Below are 19,177 nucleotides of genomic sequence, written 5' to 3'. Positions count from 1 at the left end.
CACCCCGAAGCACACGGACACCTCGACGGACACCTCGACGAACAAGGAGTTCCCAGTCATGGATCAGCCGACCGAGCTGCAGACCCGGGCGGGCGCCGCCCCGCAGGACCTCGCCGCGCTGCGGTCGCGGCTGGCCGGGCTGAGCCCTGACAAGCGCCGGCTGGTGGAGCGGATGCTGGCCCGCAAGGGCACCGACCTCGGGATCATCCGCCGCGCCGGAGACGCGCCGGAGGCACCCTGCTCCTTCGAGCAGGAGCGGCTGTGGTTCATGTACGAGCTGCTGACCCGGCGCGAGATCTTCCACGTGCCGGTCGCGCTGCGCATCGACGGCGACCTGGACGCCGGCGCGCTGGAGCGGGCGCTGCAGCGGCTCGCGCTGCGCCACGAGGCGCTGCGCACGGTCTTCCGCCAACGCGACGGCAAGCCCTACCAGCTGGTTCTGGACCGCATGACGATCCCGCTGGACCGGGTCGACTGCCGCGCGGAGGCCGACCCCGTCGGCACGGCCCGGCACCTCGCGTCGGAGCTGGTCACCGAGGACTTCGACCTGACCGAAGGACCGCTGGTGCGCTGCACGCTGTACCACGTCGGGGAGCGCACGCACCTGCTGGCGCTGGTCCAGCACCACATCGTGTCCGACAACTGGTCGCTGGGGATCCTGCTGGACGACCTCGGCCGCCTGTACGCCAACGAGCTCGGCGTGCCGGTCGAGCTGGCGCCGCTGGACGTGCACTACCCGGACTTCGCCGGGTGGCAGCGCTCCACTGTGGACGGTGCGACGACGCAGCGCATCCTGGAGCACTGGCGGGAGCGCCTCGACGGCGCGCCGGACGCCCTCGACCTGCCCACCGACCGGCCCAGGCCGGCGATCCGCGGCAGCCAGGGCCGGTTCCACCACGTGCGCTTCGGCGCCGACCTGGTCGCCGGGCTGCGCGACCTGGCCAGCAAGCACGACACCACGCTGCTCGGCGCGTTCCTGGCCGGTTACGTCGCGCTGCTGTCCCGGCTGGTGCGCGCCGATTCCCTCGTCGTCGGCGTACCGGTGGCCGGCCGGCCGCAGGCGGAGACGCAGCGGATGATCGGCTACTTCCTCAACTGGCTGCCGATCCACGTGCGGGTCGGTGACCGGCCCGACCTGCACACCCTGGTGCGCCGCACCGGGTCCGCCCTGGCCGACGCGATGGGCCACCAGGACATCCCGTTCGACATGCTGGTCCGCGAGCTGCAGCCGTCCCGGCAGCCGGGCGTGACGCCCATCTTCCAGACCTCGTTCTCGCTGCGCGACGGCGCGCCCACCCCGCCCAGGATGCCCGGCCTGGAGATCGGCTTCTTCGAGCTGGAGGGCGGCGCGACCCACTACGACCTGATGGCCGAGCTGTGGTGCGAGGGCGACGAGGTCGTGGGCTACCTGCCCTTCGACGACGAGCTGCTCGACGCCGCGACCGTCGCCCGCTGGGCCGGGTGGCTGGAGACGCTGCTGCGCGCCGGCCTGGCCGACCCGGACGTCCCGGTCGCCGACCTGGCGATGCTCGGCGAGGACGAGCCCGCCGTCATCCCCGCCCGCGGCCTGGCCGGCGCCGGTGGCTTCGAGGCGACGCTGCACGCCGCGTTCGCCGCGCGGGCCGCCCGGCACGCCGACGCCGTCGCCGTCTCCGACGACCGGGAGCAGCTCACCTACGCCGAGCTGTCCGCACGGGCGGGGCGGATCGCCGCCGCCCTGCAGCAGCGGGGCGAGGGGCCCGGCAGCATCGTCGGGCTGGTGCTCGACCGCGGCGTGGACCTGCCCGCCGCCATTCTCGGGGTGCTGCAGGCCGGCGCGGCGTACCTGCCGATCGACCCGGAGAACCCGGCGGACCGCACCGCCGACCAGTTCGCCGAGTGCCGGGTGCACACCGTCCTCGCGACCCCGGCCACCGCGAAGGCGCCCGCGCTCGGCGCCGACGGCGGCCCGCAGACCCTCGTGCTGGACTGGCAGGACCCGGCCTGGTCCGGTGCCGCGCCCGCAGCGGCCGCCGTGGATGTGTCCCCGGACGCGCCCGCCTACGTCATCTACACCTCCGGCTCCACCGGCAAGCCCAAGGGCGTGCTCGTCGCGCACCGCCACGTGCTGCGGCTCCTCGCCGCCTGCGACGAGCACATGCGGTTCGGCCCCGACGACGTGTGGACGCTGTTCCACTCGTACGCCTTCGACTTCTCCGTGTGGGAGCTGTGGGGCGCGCTGCTGCACGGCGGCCGCCTGCTGATCGTGCCGCAGTGGGCCACCCGGGCCCCCGACGTGTTCGCCGAGCTCGTGCTGAGCGAACGGGTCACCGTGCTGAGCCAGACGCCGTCCGCGTTCGGCCAGGTGAGCGCCGCGCTGCTGGAGCGCTCCGAGCCGCAGGCGCTGCGCTACGTCGTGTTCGGCGGTGAGGCGCTCAACCTCGCCGCGCTGCGCCCCTGGGTGCGGGCACACGGCGACCGGCAGCCGGAGCTCATCAACATGTACGGGATCACCGAGACCACCGTGCACGTCACCGTCCGGCCCGTCCGGGAGGACGACCTGTCCGAGACCGCGTCGCTGATCGGGCCGCCGCTGCCGGACCTGTCGCTGTACCTGTTGGACGCGTCTCTGCACCCGGTCGGCACCGGCGTCCCCGGCGAGATCTTCGTCGGCGGCGACGGCGTGAGCCACGGCTACGTCGCCAACCCGGCGCTGACCGCGCAGCGGATGCTGCCCGACCCGTTCGCGGGGCGTCGCGGCGCCAGGATGTACCGCAGCGGCGACCTCGCCGTGCGCCGCGCCGACGGCGAACTGGTGTACCTGGGCCGCGGCGACGACCAGGTGAAGGTGCGCGGCCATCGGATCGAGCTCGGCGAGGTGCAGGCGGCGCTGTCGGCGCTGGACGACGTCGCCCGGGCCGCCGTGGTCCTCGAACGCGACCGGGTCGGCGCCGCCACCCTCGCCGGCTACGCGGTGCCCGCCGGGGACGCGCAGCCCACCGGCACCGGCATCCGCCGGGCGCTGCTGCGCACCCTGCCGGAGTGGATGGTGCCGGCGTCGGTGACCGTGCTCGACGAGCTCCCGCTGACCCGCAACGGCAAGCTCGACCGCAAGGCCCTCGCCGGCCGCCGCGACAAGGCCGCCGCGTCCGGGCCGCGTGGCGAGGCGCCGCACGGCGACACCGCGGTCGCGCTCGCCGCGATCTGGACCGACCTGCTCGGCGTGCCCGAGGTCGGCGGCGAGGACAACTTCTTCGAGCTCGGCGGCCACTCGCTGATGGTGATGCACATGGTCGCCCGCATCCGCACGGCGCTCGGCGTCGAGGTGCCGATGGAGACCCTGTTCTCCAACCCGCAGCTGCAGCCCCTCGCCGACGCCGTCGACGAGGTCGGCGAGCCCGCGGGTGCCGCGCCGGCCGACGAGATCGACGCCGTGCGCGCCGAGGTGGCCGAGCGGGTCGCCGGGATCCCACGGCCCGGCCCGCGCGAGGACGCTGACCGCGACACGGTGCTGCTCACCGGTGCCACCGGCTTCGTCGGCCGGTTCGTGCTCGCGGAGCTGCTCGCGAGCGGCGCCCGCGTGGTGTGCCTGGTGCGCGGCGGGACCGGCCGGCGCGACGACCTCGTCGCCGGGATGAGCGACCTCGGCCTGTGGCGCGAGGAGCACGCGGACCGCCTGGAGCTGGTCGACGGCGACATCGCCGCGCCGCGCCTCGGGCTGTCCACAGTGGACCACGACCGGCTGGCGACCGGGGCCGGGCGGATCGTGCACGCCGCCGCGTGGGTCAACCACGTCTACCCGTACGAGCAGCTGGCCGCCGCCAACACGCACAGCATGGCGGGGCTGCTGGAGCTCGCCGCCGCCGGCCGCCGCTGCGCGCTGACCGTGGTGTCGACCAGCTCCGTCTTCGACCCCACCGGCGACACCGTGTCGCCCGGCCCGCTGCGGGCCCTGCCGGCCGCGGCCAACGGTTATGTGCGGTCCAAGGCGGTCGCCGAGCTGTACCTCGACCTCGCCGAGGAGCTGGACGTGCCCGCCGTCGTGGTGCGGATCCCGAGCGTCTTCGGCGACCAGCGGCGCTTCCAGATCAACGCCGCGGACGCGGTGTGGAGCTGGTCCCGGGCGATGATCGACACCGGGTCCTTCCCGGAGAGCTTCGCGCTGGAAGGCAACGAGCTCTTCCAGGCCCTGCCCGCCGACGCCGCGGCCCGGACGATCCTGCTCGCGGACCGGGGCCACACCCGGCCCGGCACCCGCTACGTGGACGCCGTTCCGGCGGTGATCGGTGGGACCCAGGACCTGGTGGAGGCGATCCGCGCCGCCGGGCACCGGCTGCGCCCGCACCCGGACCGCGAGTGGTACTCGCGGGTCGGCGAGCTCGACCCGGGCCGGGTCTGGGTGGCCGGTATCGCCGGCCACGTCGCGGCCCAGCTGGCGGCGGACCCGTCCGCCGCCGCCCCCCGCACCCTGCGCCGGTTCGCCGTCCCCGACGAGGGCGACCTGGGCGATCTCCTGCGGACGCGGGCGCTGCACACGCCGGCCCAGCTGACCGGGTACATCCGGACGCTCGACGGCGATTGACCCGTCGGCGGCGACCACGACCACGACGGGAACGGACCGGGAGGATGTCCAGCCCTTGCCCCTGCACGGCCGAGAAGGACGGAACCGAAACGATGGGAGTGACAGTGAGCACGGACGAGCGCACGTATCTCGTGGTGCGTAACCACGAGGACCAGTACTCGATCTGGCCCGCCGGGCAGGACGTCCCGGACGGCTGGGCCGCAGAGGGCGCCGGAGCTTTCGAGGGCCCGAAGGACGCCTGCCTGGCGCACATCGCCGAGGTGTGGACCGACCTGCGGCCGTTGAGCCTGCGCCACGCCGGCGTCGTCGAAGGGGGTGTGCACGTTGGCTGAGATGGTGCACACGCCGCAGAGGACCCCGGACGCGACCGAAGAGCCGCTCGCGGTGATCGGCATGAGCTGCCGGTTCGCCCCTGACCTCGACACCCCCGGCCAGCTGTGGGAGTTCCTGCGGGCCGGCCGCAGCGCCGTGGGCGAGATGCCCGCCCGGCGCTGGGACCCCTACGAGGCCGACCCGAAGACCCGCGCGATCCTGCGCCAGACGACCCGCAAGGGCTCGTTCATGCAGGACATCGAGGGATTCGACGCGGAGTTCTTCCAGATCACGCCGCGCGAGGCCGAGTACATCGACCCGCAGCAGCGCATCATGCTGGAGATGGCGTGGGAGGCGCTGTGCGACGCCGGGCTGCCCCCGACCTCGCTTGCGGGCACCGACGCCGGTGTCTACGTGGCCGCGAACACCAACGACTACGGCCGCCGCCTCCTGGAGGACCTGGACCGCACCGGCGCCTGGGCCGTCAACGGCACCACGTTCTACGGCATCGCCAACCGCATCTCCTACTTCCTGGACGCGCACGGCCCGAGCATGGCGGTCGACACCGCCTGCGCCGGCTCCCTGACCGCCCTGCACGTGGCGTGCCAGGCCCTGCGCAGCGGTGAGACCAGCGTGGCGATCGTCGGCGGCATCAACATCATGTCCTCGCCGGCGCTCGTCGTAGCGCTGGACGCCGCGTCCGCGACGTCGCCGGACGGGCGCAGCAAGGCGTTCGACAAGGCCGCCGACGGCTACGGCCGCGGTGAGGGCGGCGGCGTCGTCATCCTCAAGCGCCTCTCCGACGCGGTCCGCGACGACGACCCGGTCTACGGGCTCGTCATGGGCAGCGGCGTGTTCCAGGACGGCCGCTCCGACGGGATGATGGCGCCGAACAGCGAGGCGCAGCAGCGGATGCTGGAGGAGGTGTACCAGCGGGCCGGGATCGACCCGAACACGGTGCAGTACGTCGAGGCGCACGGCACCGGCACCCAGCTCGGTGACACCGCCGAGGCACGGGCCATCGGCAGCGTCTTCGGGCCCAACCGCGACAGCGACGACCCGCTGCTGCTCGGCACGCTCAAGCCGAACGTGGGCCACGTCGAGGCCGCCTCCGGCATCGCCGGCGTCATCAAGGTGCTGCTCGGCATGCGGCACGGCGAACTGCCGCCGAGCCCGCACGAGGAGGTCAACCCCGAGCTGGGCCTGGAGTCCAGCAAGATCCGCCTGGTCGAGGAGCCGACCCCGTGGCCGGAGGGCGAGCACGGCATGCGTGCCGGCGTCTCCAGCTACGGCGTGGGCGGCTCGATCGCGCACGCGATCCTCCAGGAGCCCCCGGCGCACCAGACCGATGCGGTCACCCGCACGGACACCGTCCGCCCGTGGGTGTTCCCGGTGTCGGCGGCCGCCGGTCAGGGTGTCCGCGACCTCGCGGGCGCCGTCGCCGAGTGGGTGCGTGAGCATCCCGACGCCGACCTGGGCTCCCTCGCCCACACACTGACCGAGCGCCGCTCCCACCTGGCGCACCGCGCCGGCGTGGTCGCCGGCGACCGTGACGAGCTGCTGGCGGGTCTCGACGCGCTGGTCGCCGGGGAGCACTCGCCGGCCGTCGCCATGGGCGCGGCCCGCACGTTCGGCGAGTCCGCCGCGGAGGGACCCGTCTGGGTGTTCTCCGGGCACGGCGCCCAGTGGTCCGGGATGGGCCAGGAGCTGCTGCGGACCGAGCCGGTGTTCGCCCGGGTGATCGACGAGCTGGGCCCGGTCTTCGCCGAGGAGCTGGGCTGGACCCCGCGCGAGGCGATCGACGCGGGCGGGCCGTGGACGGTGGCCCGTACCCAGGCGATGACGTATGCGATGCAGGTCGCGCTCGCCGAGGTGTGGACCGAGCTGGGGCTGCGCCCGGGCGCCGTCATCGGGCACTCGGTCGGTGAGATCGCCGCGGCGGTCGTCGCCGGCAGCCTCGACCGCGCCGACGCGGCCAGGTTCGCCTGCCGGCGGGCCCGGGCCCTGGAGCAGGTCGCCGGGCGTGGCGCGATGGCGATGGTGCCGATGGCGTTCGACGAGGTCGAGCGGAAGCTGGCCGGGCGTGACGGCGTCGTCGCCGCGATCGCCGCGAGCCCGCTGTCCACCGTGATCTCCGGTGACATCGACGCGGTCGAGGCCGCCGTCGCCGGGTTCGAGACCGAGGGCATCAAGGCCCGGAAGGTCAACACCGACGTGGCGTTCCACAGCCCGCACGTGCGGGGTGCGGTCCTCGACGCGGTCCGGCAGGCCGCCGGCGCGCTGCACGCCCGCGACCCGCGGGTGACGCTGTACAGCACCGCGCAGACGGACCCGCGCTCCGGCGCGGCCCGCGAGGGCGAGTACTGGGCCACGAACCTGGCCGAGCCGGTGCGCTTCAACCAGGCCGTCCGCGCCGCGCTCGACGACGGCAACCGGGTGTTCCTGGAGGTCTCCTCGCACCCCGTGGTGGCGCACTCGATCACCGAGACCGCGCTGGACGCCGGGATCGCCGACGCGCAGGTCGCGATCACCCTGCGTCGCGACGAGCCGGAGCAGCGCACCGCGGTGTTCAACCTGGCGAAGCTGCACTGTCTCGGCACGCCGGTGACCTGGTCGTACCCCGGTGAGCTGGTCGACGTGCCGGCGGTGCGCTGGCAGCACCGGCCGTTCTGGATCTTCCCGGACACGCCGGCCGAGCAGGGCGCCGGCCGCGGCCACGACCCGGAGGCGCACACGCTGGTCGGCGGGTACACCACCGTGGCCAGCGCACCGGTGCAGCGGGTCTGGCAGACCGAGCTGGACATGTCCAACCGGCCCTACGCCCAGTCGCACAAGGTCGTCGGGGTCGAGACCGTGCCCGCCTCGGTGGTGCTCAACTCGTTCATCGGCGCCGCCGCCGACGCCAGTGAGGGCGACGTGCGGTACGGGCTGCGCGACATCGTGTTCCGCATCCCCCTGGCCGCGCACCCGACCCGCGTGGTGCAGTTGGTGATGGAGCAGGACAAGGTCCGCCTCGCCAGCCGGATCAAGCGCGAGGAGGGCAGCGGCGGCGTCCACGACAACGAGTGGCTGACCCACACCACCGCGACCGTCGTGCCGGAGCCGGTCGTCGGGGCCACCCCGATGGAGGACGTGGACACCATTCGCGCCCGCTGCCCGGAGTCGTGGAGCTGGACGAAGGTCGACGACATCTTCCGGGGCATGGGCGTGGACGGCTACACGTTCCCGTGGGAGGTGCAGGAGCTGCTGCGCGGCGACGACGAGCAGATCACCACGGTCCAGGTCGACCACACGCCGAAGCGGCACCCGTCCAGCTGGACCGCGGTCGTCGACGCCGCGCTGACCGTCAGCGGCGTACGGGTGATGACCGAGGACTCCTCGGTGCTGCGGACGTGCTCGCACCTGGAGTCGCTGTCCTACCGTGGCGCGCCGCCGGCCCGCATCCACGTGCACACCACCTTCGACCCGCGCACGCCGGACACCATCAACATGGTCGTGGCGAACGACAGCGGCGAGGTCGTGTGCGAGGCGCGCGGTCTGCGCTACGTGCAGGTGCAGGACATCGGCTCCGGCGCGGTCGGCCCGCGCGACCTGGTGCAGGAGCTGGCCTGGGAGCGGGTCACGGTGCGCGACGACGCGCCCGCGCCGCGGCAGGCCCTCCTGGTGGGTCAGCCGGACGGCGGTCCCGAGCTCGTCGAGGCCCTCGCCGCGCAGGGCATCGAGGCCCGCTCGGCACTCGACGCGGCCGCGATCGGCGACGGCACCCTGGCCGCCGGTGACGTGGTGATCGTCGCGCCGCCGGCGCTGCTGCCCGACGAGGCGCCCGAGCGGGCCGCCCGCCGCAACGCCAAGGCCCTCGTCGACGCGGTGCAGCGCATCGCCGAGATCCCCGACGAGCAGCGCAGGCCCACGGTCTGGGTGCTCACCAAGGGGGTCCGCGACGGCGACACCGAGGCCGCGCTGGCGCACGCCCCGCTGTGGGGCGCCGGCCGGATCGTCGCCGGGGAGCGCCCCGACCTGTGGGGCGGCACGATCGACGTGGCCGGCGACCAGGACCTCGCGTCCGTCGCCGGGGTGATCGGTGCGCTGCCGCCCAACGAGGACGTGCTGTCCGCGACGTCGGAGGGGCTGTTCGCGGCCCGGCTGCAGCGGGTCGAGCGGCCCGCCGAGCGTGACGACGCGGCGACCTGCCGCCCGGACGGGACCTACCTGGTCACCGGTGGTCTCGGCGCGCTGGGCCTGGAGGCGGCGCGGTACCTGGTCGAACAGGGCGCCCGCAGGCTCGTCCTGGTCGGCCGGCGGGGGCTGCCGCCCCGCTCGGAGTGGGGCCGGATCGACGACCCGGCCGTCGCGGCGCAGGTGGCCGAGGTGGTCGCCCTGGAGGCGGCCGGTGCCACGGTCCGGGTGCTGCGGCTGGACATCGCCGACGCCGAGGCGACGGCCCGGGCGCTGGACCCCGGTGCGCTGGACATGCCGCCCATCCGCGGCATCGTGCACTGCGCCGGCGTGGTGTCCGACGCGCTGGTGGAGAAGACCGGCGCGGCGAACATCGACACCACGATGGGGCCGAAGGCCGACGGCGCGATGGTCCTGCACCGGCTGTACCCGGCCGGCACGCTGGACTTCTTCACAATGTTCTCCTCCTGCGGCCAGTACGCCCGGCTCACCGGCCAGGTCAGCTACGCCTCGGCGAACTCGTTCCTGGACGCCCTCGCCGCGCTGCGGCGGGCCGGCGGCGAGGCCGGCGCGACCAGCTTCGCGTGGGCGCAGTGGATCGGCCGCGGCATGGGCGAGACCACGGGCAAGGCCACGATCCTGGAGGCCGAGTCCCGCGGCCTGGGCGGCATCACCGTCACCGAGGCGCTGCGCAGCTGGAGCTACGCGGACCGGTACGGCCTGCCGTACGCCGCGGTGATGCGGGTGATGCCGGGCCACACGCTGCCGGTGTTCTCGCACCTGTCGGTCACCGACGCCGACGCGCAGAGCGACGGCGACGGAGCGGTGGACTGGTCGGCCGTGCCGGCGGACCAGCTGGAGGAGAAGGTCCTCGACGAGACGCACCAGCAGGTGGCCGCCGAGCTCAACCTCGCACCGGAGGACATCGCGATCGACCGGCCGCTGCTGGAGCTGGGCGTCGACTCGGTGCTCACCGTGGCGCTGCGGGTGCGGCTGCACCGCTGCTTCGCGGTGGACCTGCCGCCGACGATCCTGTGGAGCAACCCGACGGTGCGTGCGCTCGCCGGATTCCTCGCCGGCGAACTGGGCGGCGCGCAGGACGAGACCGGGGCCGAGGCCGAGGCCGGCGCTGAGCCGGCCGGTGCGCCGCAGGCGGACGGCGGAGCGGACCTGACCCGGCAGGTGCCGCAGGTCCGGCGCGAAGAAGCCCCGGTGGCCGCCGCCTGAGACCGGACCGGGGTGGAGATGATCTCGAAACCCCGGTCCACCCGGGCCCGGGACGGTGTGACCCACTCGTCCCGGGCCCGTCGTATTCCAAGACTCTACATATACTTCAACATGGGCTTGAGCTGCTGAAAGGGCCATCAAGCGACGCTGACGGCGCACAGTCGACAGGACGCGTTGCAGAGTCCACGATATGATTCCCGGTAATGACTGTGGGGTCTGTGCCCCGAGGCACCCGTTCACGTTGAACCATCGAGGGGAAGCCACTGATGGACAACTCCGAAGACCTCCGCGCCGGCGACGTCGCGCAGAACGGCTGGGCGCACGGCCGCCTGCCGCTGCCGACCGAAGGACGCGAATGGCAACGGTTCGCGTCGGCGTGGGACGACCTGGTCCCTGACGCCTACCTCGGCGACGCGCGGTGCCGCCGCAACCGGCGCTACGGCAGGGTGCTCGCGCACCGCGACGGCACGCTCGAGCCGCTGGTGGGTACCGAGTTCTTCCAGAGCAAGCAGATCAACCGCGCGTTCGGCGACCAGCTGCGCGTCTTCGAGCCGCTGACGGACGACGCCCTGGCCAGCCCGCGGTTCAGCCAGATCCTGCGCGAGTCCGTCGGCATCGTCAACGAGGCGGCGGGCAAGCGCGACTGGGAGCTCGGCATCCACTTCATCCGGGTGATCGCCGACGCCGAGGACGCCTCGGAGCCCGCGCCCGAGGGCCGGCACTCCGACGGCCACGAGTACGTGGTGATCCACCTGATCGACCGGCACCGCTGCGTCGGGGGTGAGAGCCGGGTCTTCCGGCGCGGCGAGGAGCAGCCGCAGCACCAGGTCACCATGACCGAGCCCCTGGAGGCGCTGGCGCTGTCCGACACGACGATGGAGCACGCCGTCAGCGAGATCCGCACCGAGGAACAGTGCGACTGCGGCTGGCGCGACACCATGATCGTCGACTTCAACACCGTGCCGGACCTCGCCGAGGTGGCGGGGCGCACGCACAGCTCGCTGCAGTGATTGGAGGGTTCCATGAGCCAGGTTTCAGACCATCCGCTGCTCACCTCCGAGGCGTACGACCGCCTCGTGCAGCGGCTGCCCGGCACGACGGCACACCCGGACTTCTGCCTCATCGGCATCGACGACCTGCTCAACAACCGCGCGACGACCGGCGTCGACGACCTCGACACGGGCCGGTTGAACGCCTGGGGCAACTCGTTCCCGTCGCGGGAGCTGCCGGAGCCCGGCGCGGTGATCGAGATCGCCGGCATCCCCTTCGTGTGGCCGAACGCGCACACCGCCGGCGACAACGTCCGGTCCGAGGGGCAGGTCATCGACATCCCGTCCGGCCGCTACGACTGGATCTACCTGCTGGCCGCCTCGGAGCGCCGCAGCGAGGACACGCTGTGGGTGCACTACGAGGACGGGCACGCCGATCCGCTGCGGGTCGGGGTCTCGGACTTCCTGGACGGCACGCCGGCGTTCGGTGAGCTGCCGGCGTTCCGGACCGCGCAGATGCACTACCCGCACCACGTCCAGGAGAACCTGCCGACCACGATGTGGCTGGCCCGGGTCGGGATGCCCCGCCGCGGGCGGGCGCGGGCCCTGCGGCTGCCGCGGCTGGTGGCCCTGCACGTCTTCGCCATCACGCTGGTGACCGGCATCGACGTGCGCCTCGCGGACGGCGCGCCGGCATGATCGAGACCGCACCGCAGGTCCAGCTCTGGACGCGCGACCTGGGCAGCTGCCTGCACGGGACGCTGGCGACCGTGCTGCTGCACGACGGCCACGACCCGGTCACCGTCCTGGGTGCGCCGTGGGAGTTCCGCCGCCGCGCGGGCGCCTGGACCACCGAGGAGTACTACTACCTCGCCGAGCCGGACTCCCTCGCCAAGCGGCTGGCGCTGTACCACCCGTTCGAGTCGACCTGGCACCGCAGCGACGGACCCGGCGACGTGCTGGACGAGCTGCGCGACGCCCTCGCCGCGGGGGTGCTGCCGATCGCCGCGGTGGACAACTTCCACCTGCCGTTCCGGCCCGCCTTCCACGACGTGCACGCCGCGCACCTGGTGGTGGTGTACCGCATCACCGACACCGACGTGTACGTGTCCGACGCCCAGCCGCCGGCGTTCCAGGGCCCGATCCCGATCGCGGACTTCCTGCGCAGCTGGGACTCGGCGAACCCGGCGCACGACGCCGACGTGTTCTTCAGCTCCAGCCCCAGCGACCGGCGCTGGCTGCACGCCCGCATGCGCGGCGCCGTCCCGGAGACCGGCCCGGCCTGGCTCGCCCGGGTGATCCGGGACAACGTCGCCCGGTACCGGGCCGCGTCGCCGGCCGGCACCGAGACCGGGGTCGAGGGCCTTCGCCGGTACCTCGGCGGGCTGTGCGCGCCGGAGCCCGGCACGGAGGCTGCCGACGCGGCGCTGAGCGAGCTCTACGTGATCAGCTGGAACATCCAGGCCCAGGCCGGGCTGCACGCGGAGTTCCTGCGCGGACAGGGCCTGCGGTGGAGGATCCCCGAGCTGGCGGAGGCCGCCGCCCGCGTCGACGCCGTCGCGCACGGCTGGACCGGCGTGCGCATGACCGGCGCGCACTCGCGGGTCTGGCAGCGGCACCGCGCCGACGAGCTGCGCGCGCACAGTGCCGAACTCATCCGCCGCCTCGAGGTCGCGCTCGAACAGCTCGACCTCGCCGCGGACGCCGTGTCCCGGCAGGCGTGAACCGCCGCCGGCAACGAGAAGGGCCATCGTGGACAGAACCGACATGCCGATTGCCGTGGTCGCCTCCCGGGTCCGCCGGGAGGAGCGACTGATCCTGCAGACGTTGCAGCGGCGCGGGCTGCGCCACGAGCACGTCGACCCGCGGAAGCTGACGGTGCTGCTCGCCGACGGCCGCCCGCCGTACCGCGCGGCGCTCATGCGCGAGGTCAGCCACAGCCGCGCCGCGTCGGTCGCCTCGACCCTCGCCGCGCTCGGCGTCCCCACGCTCAACCGGCCCGAGGTGCTGGACACCTGCGGCGACAAGCTGCGCACGGCCCTGGCGTTCCACAACGCGGGCCTGCCGATCCCACAGGCGGGCGTCGCGTGGGGTACACCTGCCGCGTTGGAAGCCATGCCCAAGCTCGGCTATCCGGTGGTCGTGAAGCCGGTGACCGGCTCGTGGGGGCACCTGACGGCGCGGGTCCACGACGAGGAGCAGGGCCGCACCGTGCTGGAGCACCGCGCCGCGCTGCCGAACCCGCAGCAGCACGTGTTCTACCTGCAGGAGCACATCGACAAGCCGGGACGGGACATCAAGTCCTACGTCGCCGGCGGCGAGGTGGTGTGCGCCATCTACAAGAACGCGGTCGACGACTGGCGGACGAACACCGCGATCGGTGGCGCACCCACCCCGTGCCCGATCACCGCGGAGCTCAACGAGCTCGCGGTGGCGGCGGCCGGCGCCGTCGGGGGTGGCTTCCTCGGCGTCGACATCCTGATCGACCAGCAGGAGCGGATGTTCGCCAACGAGGTCAACCACACCCCGGAGTTCCACGGCGCGATCGACGCGACCGGCGTGGACGTCGCGGGACACATCGTCGACTGGGCCGTCGCGTCGCTGGAGCGTCTGGAAGGCAGGGATCAGTGATGGGACACCCGCTGCTCGCGCTGTGGAGCGCGCCGCGCTCCCGGTCCACGGTGTTCTTCCGGATGATGCTGGAGCGCAACGACCTGCTGCCGTTCCACGAGCCGTTCTGCAACATCGCCAACGACGGCACCACCCAGGTCGGCGACCGCGCGGTGACCTCGCCCGGCGACCTCGTCGACGTCCTGCTCGGGCTCGCCGAGCAGCGCACGGTGTTCTTCAAGGACACCACCGACTGCGAGTACGACGCCGTGTTCGACCGCCAGGACTTCCTGAAGGGCGGGCGGCACGCGTTCCTGCTGCGGCACCCGCGGGAGATCATCCCGTCGTACGCGGCGATCAAGCCGGACATGGCCCTGCGCGAGGTCGGCGTCGAGTACCTCTCCAGGATCCACCAGGCGGTGCTCGACGCCGGTGGTGAGCCGGTGGTCGTCGACTCCGATGACTTCGTCGACCGGCCGGCGCAGACGGTGCGTGCATACTGTACCGCGGTGGGTCTGCCGTTCCGTGACGACATACTGCACTGGCAGCCGGGGGAGCGGTCCGAATGGCGCCAGTCCGCGCGCTGGCACACCGACGTCAGCACCAGCTCGACGGTGCAGCGCCAGGAGCGCGCCTACGACCGCACGATCGAGACAGATCCCTTGCTGCGCAGCTTCTACGAGCATCATCTGCCGTTCTACGAGCGGCTGTGGGATCGACGTATCCGGATCTCGTGAGGCGGTCTCCGGGTTGCCGCCCGTAGGCACCGCGGTTACTGTTGCCTTAGTCAACACTCGACATATACGACATGGCACAGGCGATATCGAGAGGCATGGTTGATGATTATCTCAACGCCGCCGTTCTGTCCGGTGCAGTTCGACGACCCTGATCTGCTCAACTCCGCGTTCCACGCCACGACGGACATGCACGCGCTGTGGGCGCACCTGCGCGACGTCGCCCCGGTGTACAAGGCGGATCCGGGCGGCGGGCGGGAACAGTTCTGGGTCGTGACCCGGCACGAGGACGTCAGCCGGGTCCTGCGCACCCACACGGAGTTCTCCTCCCGGCGCGGCACGATCCTCAGCGTGCTCGACCTGAACACGCCCGACATCGCGACCGACGACATGCTCGCCGACACCGACCCGCCGCGCCACCGCGAGCTGCGCGAGCCGCTCAACCACGCCTTCGCCCCGACGCTGGTCGCCACGCACGACGAGCTGATCCGCGGGCTGGCCCGCGACGCGATCCAGCGGGCGCTGGACGCCGACGTCTACGACATCGCCCACGACACGATGATGTTCGCGATGTCGATCACCGGCACGCTCATGGGCCTGCCCCCGGAGTCCTGGGAGCGGCTGATGCACCTGGTGATGATGATGATCGCCTACGACGACCCGTCCTACTCCGCCGGCGGCGCGCAGGCGACCGTCCGCCAGGCCCGGCACCAGGTGTTCGAGGCGTTCAAGGAGCAGTTCGCGCTGCGCACCCGCGACGACGAGCACCCCGACGCGATCGGCGTCATGCGCCAGATGGACCTCTCCGAAGGCCCGATGACCGAGCTGCAGGCGATGGTCAACGGCTACGTGCTGCTCATCGGCGCCAACGTGACCACGCCGCACACGCTGTGCACCCTCTTCTCGCAGATGGCCGCGCACCCCGACCAGTTCGAGCAGCTGCGGCAGCACCCGGAGAACATCCAGGTCGCGCTCGCCGAGGTGCTGCGCTGGGCGTCGCCGGTCACCGCGCTCATGCGCTACGCCATCCAGGACGTGGAGCTGCAGGGGCAGACCATCAAGGCCGGCGAGCCGGTCAGCGCCTGGCTCGGCTCCGCCAACCGCGACGAGCGGGTCTTCGAGGACCCCTACACGTTCGACCTCACCCGCCGGCCGAACCGGCACGTGGCGTTCGGCATCGGGCCGCACTACTGCATCGGCGCCGGCATGGCGAAGGTGACCCTGCAGATCTTTATCGAAGAGATGCTGGACATGGTGGAGCGCGTCGAGATCGCCGGCGAGGTGCAGCACGTCGCGTCGCACTTCGTGCCGGGGTACAAGAGCCTCCCGGTGCGCTTCACGCCGCGCAAGACGGTGGTGGCGGCCCGGTGAGCAGCCCGCCGACGTACCGCAGTGACGCCCGGGCATGGTTCGACCGCCGGTTCCAGTCCGTCACCGCGACCCACAGCCTCTACTGCTTCCCGTTCGCGGGCGGCTCCGCCACCTACTACGCCGCCTGGGAGAAGTACTTCAGCGGCCGGGTCGAGCTGGTGCCGGTGCAGCTGCCGGGCCGCGGCGCACGGATGACCGAGACGCCGGCCACCGACCTGTGCGGCCTGGCCGACGAGCTCGCCGAGGTGATCGCCGACGAGCCCACCGAGGTGGTGCTGTTCGGCCACAGCATGGGCGCGATCCTCGCGTTCGAGGTCGGCCGGCGGCTCGGCGCACTGGGCCGCCCCGCCCGGCACCTGTTCGTGACCGGCCGCCCCGCGCCGCCGATCGTGCGGCCCCGCACGCCGGTCAGCGACCTGCCCCGGGACGAGTTCCTGCGGATGCTGCGCGACTACGGCGCCGCGGACGACGCGGTCTTCGAGCACGAGGACCTGTTGGACCTGCTCATGCCGATGATCCGGGCGGACTTCGCGATGATCGAGAACTACCGGCGGCGGCCGGGGCCGCGGCTGTCGTGCCCGGTCACCGCGTGGTGCGGCGACAGCGACCCGGGGGTGCCGCCGGAGGCGATGGTCCCGTGGGGCGACGAGACGTCCGGGCCGTTCGAGCTGTCGGTGCTGCCGGGCGGGCACTTCTTCCTCACCGAGCACCACGCCGAGGTCGTGCGGGGCATCAACGCCGCCGTCCGGGGCGTCTGAGCCGTATCTTCAAAGGAGCCTGAGCATGGACTTCGATGTGCCACAGGAGACCGCCGACTTCGCCGCCGAGGTCGACGAGGTGCTGCGCTCGCCGGAGACGGCGCGGCTGCTGCAGGACGTCCACGCTCGGCGCGACGGCATGGACGGCGACGTCCGCCCGCTGTACCGGCACCTCGGCGCCGCCGGCATCCTCGCGCCCTCGTGGCCGGTCGGGTACGGCGGCAGGGGCCTTGACTACACGGCGACCGTGACGCTGCTCGAACAGCTCGTCTCCCACGGGATCCCGCAGAACCTGTACTGCATCTCGGTGCAGAACGTCGGCTCACTGATCCTGGCGTCGGGCAACGAGTCGCAGCGCGCGACCCTGCTGCCGGCGATGGCGAGCGCGGAGACCACCGCCTGCATCCTGTTCACCGAGCCGACCAACGGCTCCGACCTCGCCGCGCTCACCACGACCGCGGTCCGCGACGGCGACGGCTGGGTCATCAACGGGCGCAAGACGTACAACCTCAAGAGCGCCTACGCCGACTTCGCGCTCATCGCGGTGCGCACCGACCCGCAGGCCAGCGTCTACGAGGGCATCACCCTGTTCCTGGTCCCGCTGGACACGCCCGGCGTGGTCATCCGCCCCATCCCGAGCATGGCCAACGAGCAGTTCCACGACATCTGGTTCACCGACGTGCGCGTCGGCGACGACGCGGTGTTCGGCCCGGCCGGTGCCGGCTGGTCACTGATCACCCAGATGTTCGCCGCGGAACGCACCGGCCTGGACTACTACGCCCGCGGCCGGCACTGGCTGAACATGATCGCCGAGCGCCTCGGCGAGGACGGCGACCGCGTCGGCCTGGCCCGCCACCGGACCCGACTCGCGGCCAGCAAGCTGCTCAGCTGCCAGGTCATGCAGAACCTGCAGGAGGGCAACGCCGACATCGCCGAGTCGTCCTTCGCCAAGTGGCACTGCAGCGAGACCGCCCAGCGGATCGCCTGGTGGTCGCTGGACGCGCTCGGCCCGGACGTGCTCACGCCCGGTCCCGACGCCGGCGACCGCATCCTGGAGGCGGCGCTGCGCGAGTCGCCCGGGGTGACCATCTCCGGCGGGGCGTCCGAGGTGATGCTGGACATCCTGGCCAGCGCGCGGGTGTACTCCTCCGGTGGTGCCGGCGGTGCGCCCGGCCCGCGGCTGGACCCGCTGCAGCAGCGCCTGCACGACGCGGTCGACGCGGTGCTCACCCACACCGGCGACCTGTCCGCGCAGCTCGCGACGATCGGCGTGCCCGCGCTCAACGCTCCCGAGCACCTCGGCGGTCTCGCGCTGGGCCTCACCGCCGACATCGTGGTCAACGAACGCCTCGGGTACGCGCTGCAGCCGCTCGGCTGTTACCGCGAGACCGCGTTCGCCCTCGACCTGCTCGGCGGCGACGGCGTGCAGACCGGGCAGCTGGACCTCGCGTCGCTGTACGACGGCACGCGTCACGCCGTCCTCATCGGCGGTCCGGGCTCCGGCTCGTCCGGCGCCCGCGGCTCCTCCGGCGTGCGCGTCAAGGCCGACGGCACCGTCTGGGGCGAGGGCGGCACCGTCTGGGGCGAGTCCGAGCCGCTGCCCCGCAGCAACGTCGGGCTGTGCCTGGTGCGCGCCACCGGCGACGACGGCGCCTGCGCGTGGCACCTGGTCGTCCCGGACCCCGCCACCTGCGCCGTGGAGTCCTTCGACCACTTCGGCACCCCGGCCACCCGCGTCCGCTTCGACGGCGCCACCGCTTCGCTGCTGCCGGTGACCGCGGCGCAGTGGGACCACGCCCTCGCCGCCGCGCAGATCCGCCAGGCGGCGCTGCTGCTGGGCATCGCCGACCGCATCCTGGAAGTCGCCCGGGAGCACGTCAACACCCGCGTCCAGTCGGGCCGCCCGCTGGTGGAGCGGCAGACGGTCGCCCATCGCCTGGCCCTGCTGATGGGCGAGGCCGACGGCTGGCGGCTGGTGCTGCACAAGGCGGCGTGGGACCTCGACCGCGACGAGCGGGTGCCCGCGGCGGCGGTCCTGGCGGCGATCGCCGAGCACGCGCAGGTCGCCAGCCGCACCGCCCTGCAGCTGCACGGCGTCCGCGGCATGCTCGCCCACTCGACCACGGTCACCGCGTACCGCCAGGTCTCCGTCGAGTCCCTGCGCCTCGGCACCCCCGCCGAGCTGTGGCGGTCCGCGGCGGTCACCGCCGGCTAGCACCCCAGCGCGTTTCCGGTGGCGGGCAGGTGCGGGCTCCCGCATCGCGCGTGGAACTTACAACCGTGCGCCCAGCTATCCATGTAGCTCTATGTACGAATATTGACATCAGACATCATACGAAATACCTTCCCCCTCGGTCGCCGGGGTCCTTCGCCAGCGTGGGAGGCGGACCGGATCGGTCGCCGCGGAAATGACCGCGCGACCCGCGTTCGTGGTTCAGC

General features: G+C 72.9%; 11 protein-coding genes. All 11 read left to right on the top strand.

Features of this window, described 5'->3' with window-relative positions; genetic code table 11:
• Window positions 1-58: 58 nt before the first annotated feature.
• The 11 genes from OHA72_RS53370 (at window position 59) to OHA72_RS53320 (ending at window position 18,953) form a co-directional block, all read left to right on the top strand.
• Window positions 59-4,561 carry a non-ribosomal peptide synthetase gene (locus OHA72_RS53370; protein WP_327003780.1) on the top strand — a complete coding sequence of 1,501 codons (4,503 nt, stop codon included), beginning with the start codon at window positions 59-61 and terminating at the stop codon, window positions 4,559-4,561.
• A 98-nt stretch (window positions 4,562-4,659) separates the two neighbouring features.
• The gene (locus OHA72_RS53365) at window positions 4,660-4,893 is read left to right on the top strand and encodes an MbtH family protein (protein WP_327011831.1); all 234 of its coding nucleotides are present in this window, start codon (window positions 4,660-4,662) and stop codon (window positions 4,891-4,893) included.
• 1 nt (window position 4,894) lies between these two features.
• Complete coding sequence (locus OHA72_RS53360; protein ID WP_327011830.1) at window positions 4,895-10,276, top strand: type I polyketide synthase; 5,382 nt, start codon at window positions 4,895-4,897, stop codon at window positions 10,274-10,276.
• A gap of 266 nt (window positions 10,277-10,542) precedes the next feature.
• Window positions 10,543-11,286 (top strand): 2OG-Fe dioxygenase family protein, encoded by a 744-nt coding sequence (locus OHA72_RS53355; RefSeq protein ID WP_327003779.1) that lies wholly within the window; start codon window positions 10,543-10,545, stop codon window positions 11,284-11,286.
• Between the two features lie 12 nt (window positions 11,287-11,298).
• Entirely contained in the window at window positions 11,299-11,964 is a 666-nt protein-coding gene (locus tag OHA72_RS53350) for a beta-sandwich domain-containing protein (protein ID WP_327003778.1), read from the top strand.
• Entirely contained in the window at window positions 11,961-12,989 is a 1,029-nt protein-coding gene (locus OHA72_RS53345) for a BtrH N-terminal domain-containing protein (protein ID WP_327003777.1), read from the top strand. The genes OHA72_RS53350 and OHA72_RS53345 overlap by 4 nt, the downstream gene beginning before the upstream one ends.
• 28 nt (window positions 12,990-13,017) lie before the next feature.
• Window positions 13,018-13,896 (top strand): lysine biosynthesis protein LysX, encoded by an 879-nt coding sequence (lysX, locus tag OHA72_RS53340; RefSeq protein WP_327003776.1) that lies wholly within the window; start codon window positions 13,018-13,020, stop codon window positions 13,894-13,896.
• Window positions 13,896-14,612: a sulfotransferase-like domain-containing protein gene (locus OHA72_RS53335; protein WP_327003775.1), complete on the top strand. Its 717-nt coding sequence runs from the start codon at window positions 13,896-13,898 to the stop codon at window positions 14,610-14,612. The genes lysX and OHA72_RS53335 overlap by 1 nt, the downstream gene beginning before the upstream one ends.
• A gap of 102 nt (window positions 14,613-14,714) precedes the next feature.
• Window positions 14,715-15,980, top strand: a complete 1,266-nt coding sequence (locus OHA72_RS53330; RefSeq protein ID WP_327003774.1) for a cytochrome P450 — start codon at window positions 14,715-14,717, stop codon at window positions 15,978-15,980.
• The gene (locus OHA72_RS53325; protein ID WP_327003773.1) at window positions 15,977-16,738 is read left to right on the top strand and encodes a thioesterase II family protein; all 762 of its coding nucleotides are present in this window, start codon (window positions 15,977-15,979) and stop codon (window positions 16,736-16,738) included. Before OHA72_RS53330 ends, OHA72_RS53325 begins: the two co-directional genes overlap by 4 nt.
• Window positions 16,739-16,763: 25 nt before the next feature.
• Window positions 16,764-18,953 carry an acyl-CoA dehydrogenase family protein gene (locus OHA72_RS53320; RefSeq protein ID WP_327003772.1) on the top strand — a complete coding sequence of 730 codons (2,190 nt, stop codon included), beginning with the start codon at window positions 16,764-16,766 and terminating at the stop codon, window positions 18,951-18,953.
• Window positions 18,954-19,177: the final 224 nt, after the last annotated feature.

Source organism: Dactylosporangium sp. NBC_01737 (assembly GCF_035963215.1).
In the GTDB taxonomy this organism is placed as follows: Bacteria; Actinomycetota; Actinomycetes; order Mycobacteriales; family Micromonosporaceae; genus Dactylosporangium.
This window is presented reverse-complemented; position numbering and strand designations above follow the sequence as displayed.

Excerpts from the sequence above, each read along its gene's own strand:
- OHA72_RS53345 (WP_327003777.1), top strand. The coding sequence starts at position 11,961 with ATGATCGAGACCGCACCGCAGGTCCAGCTCTGGACGCGCGACCTGGGC.
- OHA72_RS53320 (WP_327003772.1), top strand. The coding sequence starts at position 16,764 with ATGGACTTCGATGTGCCACAGGAGACCGCCGACTTCGCCGCCGAGGTC.
- OHA72_RS53335 (WP_327003775.1), top strand. The coding sequence starts at position 13,896 with ATGGGACACCCGCTGCTCGCGCTGTGGAGCGCGCCGCGCTCCCGGTCC.
- OHA72_RS53330 (WP_327003774.1), top strand. The coding sequence starts at position 14,715 with ATGATTATCTCAACGCCGCCGTTCTGTCCGGTGCAGTTCGACGACCCT.
- OHA72_RS53360 (WP_327011830.1), top strand. The coding sequence starts at position 4,895 with ATGGTGCACACGCCGCAGAGGACCCCGGACGCGACCGAAGAGCCGCTC.
- OHA72_RS53370 (WP_327003780.1), top strand. The coding sequence starts at position 59 with ATGGATCAGCCGACCGAGCTGCAGACCCGGGCGGGCGCCGCCCCGCAG.
- OHA72_RS53350 (WP_327003778.1), top strand. The coding sequence starts at position 11,299 with ATGAGCCAGGTTTCAGACCATCCGCTGCTCACCTCCGAGGCGTACGAC.
- OHA72_RS53355 (WP_327003779.1), top strand. The coding sequence starts at position 10,543 with ATGGACAACTCCGAAGACCTCCGCGCCGGCGACGTCGCGCAGAACGGC.